This is a genomic window from Mycobacterium ostraviense (genome assembly GCF_002705925.1).
Taxonomy (GTDB): domain Bacteria; phylum Actinomycetota; class Actinomycetes; order Mycobacteriales; family Mycobacteriaceae; genus Mycobacterium; species Mycobacterium ostraviense.
Map to the genome: position 1 here is coordinate 5,261,139 of NZ_NKRE01000001.1, position 7,453 is coordinate 5,268,591.

7 protein-coding genes are annotated in these 7,453 nt (G+C 68.1%); 1 reads left to right on the plus strand and 6 read right to left on the minus strand.

What is annotated here, in order from left to right:
• Positions 1-12: 12 nt before the first annotated feature.
• The 6 genes from CDN38_RS24450 to CDN38_RS24475 all read right to left on the minus strand — a co-directional run bounded on the left by CDN38_RS24450 (position 13) and on the right by CDN38_RS24475 (position 5,333).
• Positions 13-1,236: a cytochrome P450 gene (locus tag CDN38_RS24450; protein WP_075512806.1), complete on the minus strand. Its 1,224-nt coding sequence runs from the start codon at positions 1,234-1,236 to the stop codon at positions 13-15.
• Positions 1,229-2,953: an N-acyl-D-amino-acid deacylase family protein gene (locus tag CDN38_RS24455; RefSeq protein ID WP_099319237.1), complete on the minus strand. Its 1,725-nt coding sequence runs from the start codon at positions 2,951-2,953 to the stop codon at positions 1,229-1,231. The genes CDN38_RS24450 and CDN38_RS24455 overlap by 8 nt, the downstream gene beginning before the upstream one ends.
• An 8-nt stretch (positions 2,954-2,961) precedes the next feature.
• Positions 2,962-4,155 carry an amidohydrolase family protein gene (locus tag CDN38_RS24460; protein ID WP_099319238.1) on the minus strand — a complete coding sequence of 398 codons (1,194 nt, stop codon included), beginning with the start codon at positions 4,153-4,155 and terminating at the stop codon, positions 2,962-2,964.
• Positions 4,156-4,238: 83 nt separating this feature from the next.
• Complete coding sequence (locus CDN38_RS24465; protein WP_075512809.1) at positions 4,239-4,634, minus strand: type II toxin-antitoxin system VapC family toxin; 396 nt, start codon at positions 4,632-4,634, stop codon at positions 4,239-4,241.
• Positions 4,631-4,894, minus strand: a complete 264-nt coding sequence (locus CDN38_RS24470) for an antitoxin (protein WP_075512810.1) — start codon at positions 4,892-4,894, stop codon at positions 4,631-4,633. Before CDN38_RS24470 ends, CDN38_RS24465 begins: the two co-directional genes overlap by 4 nt.
• On the minus strand, positions 4,887-5,333 hold the full coding sequence (locus tag CDN38_RS24475) for a type II toxin-antitoxin system PemK/MazF family toxin (RefSeq protein WP_075512811.1): 447 nt from the start codon (positions 5,331-5,333) through the stop codon (positions 4,887-4,889). Before CDN38_RS24475 ends, CDN38_RS24470 begins: the two co-directional genes overlap by 8 nt.
• A gap of 452 nt (positions 5,334-5,785) precedes the next feature.
• Between CDN38_RS24475 and CDN38_RS24485 the strand changes: the two genes are divergently transcribed.
• Positions 5,786-7,222: an FAD-binding oxidoreductase gene (locus CDN38_RS24485; protein WP_075512812.1), complete on the plus strand. Its 1,437-nt coding sequence runs from the start codon at positions 5,786-5,788 to the stop codon at positions 7,220-7,222.
• Positions 7,223-7,453: the final 231 nt, after the last annotated feature.

Sequence of the window (7,453 nt, forward strand, 5' to 3'; positions counted from 1 at the left end):
GGGAGTCCGGCGTCAGGCCGGCGCCGGCGCGAACTCGACCGGCAGCGCGGCGGGCGAGCGGAAGGCGACCCCCACTACATGCGGGGTCGGCTCGTTCGGGTCCAGCCGCAGCCCCGGCAATCGGTCCAGCAGCGCGTTGATCGCCACCGCGGCCTCCATCCGCGCCAGGTGCATGCCGAGGCACAAGTGCGGGCCGCCGCCGAACGTCAGGTGCGCGATGTTCTTGCGGGCGGGATCGAAGCGGTCCGGGTCCGGATAGCGCGCCGGGTCCCGATTGGCGGCCGCGACACTGACGCTGACGTTGGTTCCCGCCGGAATCGCGACCCCGCCGAGCTCGCAGTCGCGGACCGCCACCCGCACCACCGTGGTGATCGGCGGCTCCCAGCGCAACGCCTCCTCGATGGCAGCGCGGACCAGCCCGCGGTCGGCCCGCAGCATGTCCAGCAGCTCCGGTTCGGTGAGCAGCGCGACCAGCAGGTTGCCCGAGGCTCGGTAGGTCGTCTCGACTCCGGCGGGCAGGATCAGCAGCAGGAACGCGAAGATCTCGTCGTCGGTCAGCCGTGCGCCGTCGATCTCGGACTCCGCGAGCGTGCTGATCAAATCGTCCTGCGGGTTGCGTCGGCGCTCGGCGAGGATTTCGGTGAAGTAGGCCTTCAGCGATCGCGACGCGGCCAGCCCGCACTCCCAGTCGTAGACCACATTGAGCAGCTCGATCGACAGCCGCTGGAAGCGCGGGTAGTCCTGTCGCGGCAGGCCCATGATCCGAGCGATCACCTGGACCGGGAACGCGAAGGTGAACTCGCGGGCCAGCTCGGCGCGCCCGCGCGGCGCGAAGCGGTCGATGAGTTCGTGGACCACCACCTCCACCAGCTCGGCGCGCCAGCGTTCCAGCAGCGCCGACCGGAACGACGGCGACACCAGCGCCCGGCTGGCCCGATGCTCGGCTCCCTCGAGCTCCAGCAGGGTGCGGCCCATGACCGGGCCCATGATGTGCTCGTAGATCGACGAGGAGTAGGTATCCGGGTGGGTGAGCACCGTCTGGCACTCGTCGTAGCCGAGCACCGTCACCCCGAAATCGCCGACCTGCCCGGCCCTGACCTCGGTGAAGGGGTTGCCGAGCAGCACCCGGTGTCGCGTGCGTGCCTCGCGCAGCCGCTCGTGCACGTTTTCGACCTGCATGAGCAGCCCGCCCTGCAGCTCGGTCGGGTCGAAGTCGTTGGTTGCCACCTCAGCCATGAGCCGACACCGTCTCGGTGTCCCGCCCGGACCGCAGCACGGTGCCGGGCAGCGCGCCGGTGGCGACTCCGTCGCGGCACGCCTCGACCCCACCGACCAGCACCGAGCTGATCCCGCGGGCGTCGGCGACCAACCGCGGCGCGCCCGCCGGCAGGTCGTAGCGGGTGCGTTCGGGGCCGTGGCCGACGGTCGTCGGGTCGAAAAGCACCAGGTCGGCGTGCCAGCCGGGCGCGATCCGGCCGCGCTGCGTCAGTCCGTAGAACCGGGCCGGCACGTCGGTGATCAACCGCACGGCTTCCTCCAGCGTCACCACCCGGTGCGCGCGCACGCCCTTGCCCAGCAGCGACGTCGTGTAGATCGCGCCGCACATCATGTCCAGGTGGGCGCCGGCGTCCGAGCCGCCGATCACCGCACCCGGGTGCCGCCACACCCGCGCGCGTGCCCGCCAGTCGGCCGCGTCGTCGCCGGTCAGCGGTGGGGACAGGCCGGTGCGCAGCTCGTCGGCGATCACGATGTCCAACAGCGTGTCGAACGCCTCGCCGCCGCGGGCGGCCGCGACCTCGCCGACGCTGCGCCCGGTGGCGTCGGCGTTCTCCGGCGCGAACGTCTCGACGATCACCAGCCGCTCCCATTGCGCGAGGCCGCGCAGCATGCCCGCCTCCTTGGAGGCGGCGCCCTCGGCGAGCCGGCGACGCACCGCCGGGTCGGCGAGCGCGGCCAGGCGCTGCGGCACCGGCAGGTGCATGGTGTCGCGCCAGCCGGGCAGCCCGTCGAGAACGAAACCGGACAGGAACGAAAGCCGGATCTTCATGCCGTGCGGCAAGGTCAGCGCCACCACCCGGCCGCCGCGTGCGTCGGCGACATCGTAGGCGCGCAACTGCTTTTCGTGCCCCGCCGGGTTTGCCGCCGAGACACCCAGCAGGTTCCAGTTCAGCGGCCGGTCGGCGGCGATAGACATGTCGGTGAGCAACGCGATGTCGTCATCGGTGAAGCCGGACAGGCAGCCGGGGATGATGGCCTCCAGCGTCGTGCCCGGGTGGTCGCGCACGCCGGAGGCCAGCGCCACCAGTTCGTCTCTCGAGGCGCTGCGCGACGGGACCGGCTGGCCGGCGCCGTCGTTGTGGGTGGGCGACTGCGAGGTGGACAACCCGAGCGCGCCGGCGTTCAGCGCGTCGTGCAGCACCGCGACCATCGTGTCGATGTGTGCCGGGGTGGCCTGGCCGCCGACCGCGTCGTTACCCATCGCCGCCAGCCGCAGCGCCGAATGACCAACCAGGAAGCCGGCATTGACGGCGATGCGGCCCTCGAGGCGGTCGAGCCAGTCGCCGAACGATGCCCAGCACCAGTCCAGGCCGGCGCGCAGCGCGTCCAGCGGCATCCCCTCGACCCGCGCCAGCATGCGGGTGAGGTAGTCGTGCTGGTCGGCTGCCGCGGGCGCCAGCGTGAAGCCGCAGTTGCCGCCGAAGACCGTGGTCACCCCGTGCTGCACCGACGGGCTCGCGGTCGGGTCCCAGAACAGCTGCGCGTCGTAGTGGGTGTGCAGGTCGACGAATCCCGGTGCCAGCGTCTGGCCTTGGGCGTCAATGGTCTTCGCCGCCAATTCGTCAGTTTCTCCCACGGTGACGATCCGCCCGTCACGTACGCCGACGTCACCGTGGCGAGCGGGCGCGCCGGTGCCATCGACGATCTCGGTGTCACGGATCAACAAGTCGAGCATGGGCCCTCCTAACCGGTGGCCATCAGCCACCCGTCGTCCGGCAGCGGGTGGCGGAAAAGCTGTGCGGCGTTGCGGTGGGTGATCTTGGCCGCGTCCTCCGCCGACAGGCCGGCGACGTTGCGCGCCACGACCTGTTGGGTGTCGGGCCAGGTCGAGTCGGCGTGCGGATAGTCGCTTTCGACGAGGATGCGGCCGGCCCCGATGGCGTCCAGCGCGCCGAACGGGTGCGGATCGTCGATCGAGCAGAACCAGAAGGTACGGCGCAGCACCTCGCTGGGCAGCAGGTCGCTCTTCCACGACCCGCCCTCGAGGCCCGAAGCAGAGTGCGCCAGAACATAATCGGCGCGGTCGCCGAGCATGGCCGCCCAGCCCAGCCCGCCCTCGGCCAGCGTGATGTTCAGCCGCGGGAAGCGGACCGGGATGCCCGACCACAGCATGTCCGCGCAGGCGACCAGGGCGTTCACCGGGAACAGCGTGGTGATGGTCTCGAACGGGGTGTCGAAGGCGGGGATCGGAGCCCACTGCGCCGACCCGGTGTGCAGGCAGACCACGGTGTCGGTCTCCTCGCAGGCGGCGAAGAACGGATCCCACACCCCGGTGTGCAAGCTGGGCAGGCCGCAGTGGGCGGGCAGCTCGGGGAAGCTGACCGCCTTGAACCCGCGGTCGGCGTTGCGGCGGATCTCCTCCGGGGCCAGCCGCGGGTCGGCGAGCCAGGGCAGCTGCAGCGGGATGATCCGCTGCGGGTAGGCGCCGGCCCACACCTCGAGGTGCCAGTCGTTCCAGGCGCGCAGCACGGCCAGTCCCAGCTCCAGGTCGTCGCTCTTCCAGAACACGGTGCCCGCGAACCCGGCGATCAGCGACGGGAAGTTCAGCGACGCCCAGATGCCGGCGAGGTCCATGTCGGCGATGCGGGCGTCGATATCCCAACAGCCGCGGCGCATTTCGTCGAACCGGGCGGCTTCCATGCTCCATTCGTCGCGCGGCCGGCCGATCACCGCGTTGAGTCCGATGTTCGGGTATTCCCGGCCCTCGTAGCGCCACACCTGGCGCCCGTCGTCGGTCTCGACGACCGTCGGGGCGCGGTCGGCCAGCACGGCGGGCAGCCGCCCGGCGAACATGTCGGGCGGTTCGATGACATGGTCGTCGACCGAGATCACGACGTGCTGTCGCTGCCGTGGTTCGGGATCTGGCAGCAGCGCCATAAGAGAAGCTAACGACGGGTTTTGGCGGGTGTCAATGCCTTTTAGCGCTATCTATGCAATGAATATAATGTTTGGTTGCCTTGTCAGATCAGTCGCGTGATCCCCGGGTAGGCGTCGAAGCCGCGGTCGAAGCTCATGAGCGCAGTGATGTGGTGCCGGGCCATGATGGCCACGTGCAATGCATCCCTGGCCGACAGGGCTGGGTAGCGCAACAGCGTGTCCTTCGCGTGCTCGACGTCGGCGCGGCCGATCGGCAACACGTCGTCGACCACGGCGAGGATCGCGTCGAACGCCGGCTGGATCGCCTCGCGCCGGTTGATCGCGACGTAGCGGTGGCAGATCTCCTGCAATACCTCGGCGTCGGTAACCAGCCGTTCGCCGGCAGAGAGCGCGGCTTCCAGCAGGCGCTGCGCATCGAGCTTGTGCGGGTGTGCGGCACCCACCAGGTACATCGGGATGTTGGCGTCGACGAAGATCACCGTGTTGCGTCGGGCGGCTCCAGGTAACCGCGTTCGGTCTCTTCGAGCATCTGCTCGATGTCGGGTGCCGGAAACTCGTGACGCACGGCAGAGCGGACCGCGCGCAACTTGGCGTCGAGGTCGCCGCCTGGTTCCCGCTCCCGCGCTTCACGCAGGGTGCGGCGAACCCACTCGGAGACGGTCGTCCGATGCCGACGCGCGATCTCTTGCAGTTCTTCCCATTCGTCGGCGTCGAGGAGGACCTGCAGACGCTTACTCATAGCATGAGTATAAGTGGCTCATAACGGAGTATTCCGGGCCGTCGTCGGACGGGGTTCGGGACGAACTGTGTCGCAACATTGGTGCGCAGTCCAAGCGGCCGGCGGTCCGGCTCGATTGCATGCGGTATGACGTCACCGGCCACCGATCGGGGGTGGCCAGAATCTTGAAAAGCATGTTGTTCACGTCTGTGAGTGTTTGGACATCGACGTGGTCGTGGAATTCGGCGAGCCGGGACTTCCGTAGGTTCGTGATGAATCCCGGCGCAGCCCAGATGTCGTCTCCGATCGGCACACCGAAGCCGGCGGCGGGTTCCCCGGTGAATACGGGTATCACGATAATCGTCGGTTCAGAGGCGATTTCGTTGTAGAACGTCGATGACAGGACCAGGACGCTGCGCCCGTCATCGAGGAGCCAGACGTCCCCACGGCGTGGGCTCATGGGCGCGGTAACGCCTCAAGGTTTTGCTCAGCCCACGTTTCGGCGAAGGAGACAGCACCGGGGTTCTTCGACATCCACTGGCCATGGGCTGCGCAGCGTCGCCTCATGTCCTCAACGTCGACCAACGATTCGATCCAGGCGTTCATCGATTGCCGGTCGTCCTCGGCATACCGTTTGACTAGGTCGTATTGGTCATCAGACAGCCGGAGTGTGATCGTTTTTGCCGTCGAAGAATGATAGCGCGATTTGCTAGCACTACATGGTTGCAGGTGCGCAACGGGCGAAGCGCCTCGCCGGATCGTTTGGTTCGCGGATCCGCCAGGCGAAAATAAGAGCTCAGCCGTGCGGGTAACGGTTCGGGCACGTTCCGGTTATGGCCCGACACGTCATGCGCTACCGCGGTTCCCGGTACTCGACAATGCCGGATATGACGCAATCGCGGGAGCCCGACGTTGGCTCGTGAGTTCTCGCGTCAGATGTTTCTGCGGGGTGCCGCCGGGGCATTGGCGGCCGGCGCGGTCTTAGGCCCGGTCCGGGCCACCGCCGACCCCGCTGCCTCCGGTTTGGACGGCCTGGCGGCCGCCGTCGGCGGGCGGGTGTTACGCCCGGACGACTCCCAATTCGCAACGGCCAAACAGGTTTTCAACACGAACTACAACGGCTTGACACCGGCGGTGATCGTCACTCCGGCATCGGTGGCCGACGTGCAAAAGGCGATGGCATTCGCCGCCGGACACAATCTCAAGGTCGCTGCGCGCAGTGGCGGACACTCCTATACCGGGGCGTCCACGGCTGAGGGCGTGATGGTGCTCGACTTGCGCCAGCTGCCCGGGGGAATCAACTACGACGCCGCCACCGGACAGGTCACGGTGACGCCCGCGACCAGTTTGTACGCCGTGCACGAGGCGCTGGCCGAGGCCGGCCGCGGCATCCCGACGGGTACCTGCCCGACAGTCGGTGTCGCCGGACACGCCCTGGGCGGCGGCCTGGGCGCCAATTCCCGGCACGCGGGTCTGCTGTGTGACCAATTGACGTCGGCGTCCGTGGTGCTACCCAGCGGCCAGGCGGTCACCGCGTCTGCGGCCAGCAATCCCGACCTGTTCTGGGCGCTGCGCGGCGGCGGTGGCGGCAACTTCGGGGTGACGACCTCGCTGACCTTTGCCACGTTTCCCACCAAAGACGTCGACGTGGTGAACCTCAATTTCGCGCCGCAATCGTTCGCGCAGGTTCTGGTCGGTTGGCAGAACTGGCTGCGGACCGCCGACCGAAACAGCTGGGCGCTGGCCGACAGCACCACCGATGCGCTTGGTACGCATTGTCGTATCCTCGCGACCTGCCCGGCCGGGTCGGGTGGCGCCGTGGCGAACGCCATCACTTCCGCCGTTGGCGCGCAACCGACCGGTACCGAGAACCACACGTTCAATTACCTGGATCTGGTGCGGTATCTGGCCGTCAACAACCTGAACCCGTCCCCGCTGGGATATGTCGGCGGATCCGATGTCTTTCCCACCGTCAACACGGCCGTCGCCGCGGGGATCGCCTCGGCGGTCGACGCCTTTCCCCGCGACGCGGGCCGGATGTTGGCGATCATGCATGCCCTCGACGGCTCCCTCGCCAGTGTGGCACCGGGGGCCACCGCCTTTCCGTGGCGGCGGCACGGCGCGCTGGTGCAGTGGTATGTCGAAAACGCCGGTTCCCCGGCGGCGGCGACCAGCTGGCTCAACACCGCACACCAAGCAGTGCAACGGTATTCGGTCGGCGGCTATGTGAACTATCTGGAGGCCAACCAGCCGCCGTCGCGGTATTTCGGCCCGAATCTGGCCCGGCTGAGCGCGGTACGGCAGAAGTACGATCCGGGCCGAATCATGTTCTCCGGGATGAATTTGTAGCCGACGAGTCTGCGTCAGCAGGGGCTTCCGCCTGTCGCATCCGGGCCGAAACAACGCAAACGGCACCGGGCAGAGCTGATCTCTAAATCCCTTGTGTCACTGTGGTTTCTGTGGTCACATGATGGCGGTTCTTGTCGGTGGTCCTTCGTAACATGTCAGGCATGGGTTCGGGCAGTCGTGAGGCGATCGTCGAGGTCTTCAACGCGCTCGACGCGGACCTGGACTGCTTGT

Bases quoted from the DNA above. Each gene is read 5' to 3' on its own strand.
- CDN38_RS24450 (WP_075512806.1), bottom strand. From the start codon at position 1,236: ATGGCTGAGGTGGCAACCAACGACTTCGACCCGACCGAGCTGCAGGGC.
- CDN38_RS24455 (WP_099319237.1), bottom strand. From the start codon at position 2,953: ATGCTCGACTTGTTGATCCGTGACACCGAGATCGTCGATGGCACCGGC.
- CDN38_RS24460 (WP_099319238.1), bottom strand. From the start codon at position 4,155: ATGGCGCTGCTGCCAGATCCCGAACCACGGCAGCGACAGCACGTCGTG.
- CDN38_RS24470 (WP_075512810.1), bottom strand. From the start codon at position 4,894: ATGAGTAAGCGTCTGCAGGTCCTCCTCGACGCCGACGAATGGGAAGAA.
- CDN38_RS24475 (WP_075512811.1), bottom strand. From the start codon at position 5,333: ATGAGCCCACGCCGTGGGGACGTCTGGCTCCTCGATGACGGGCGCAGC.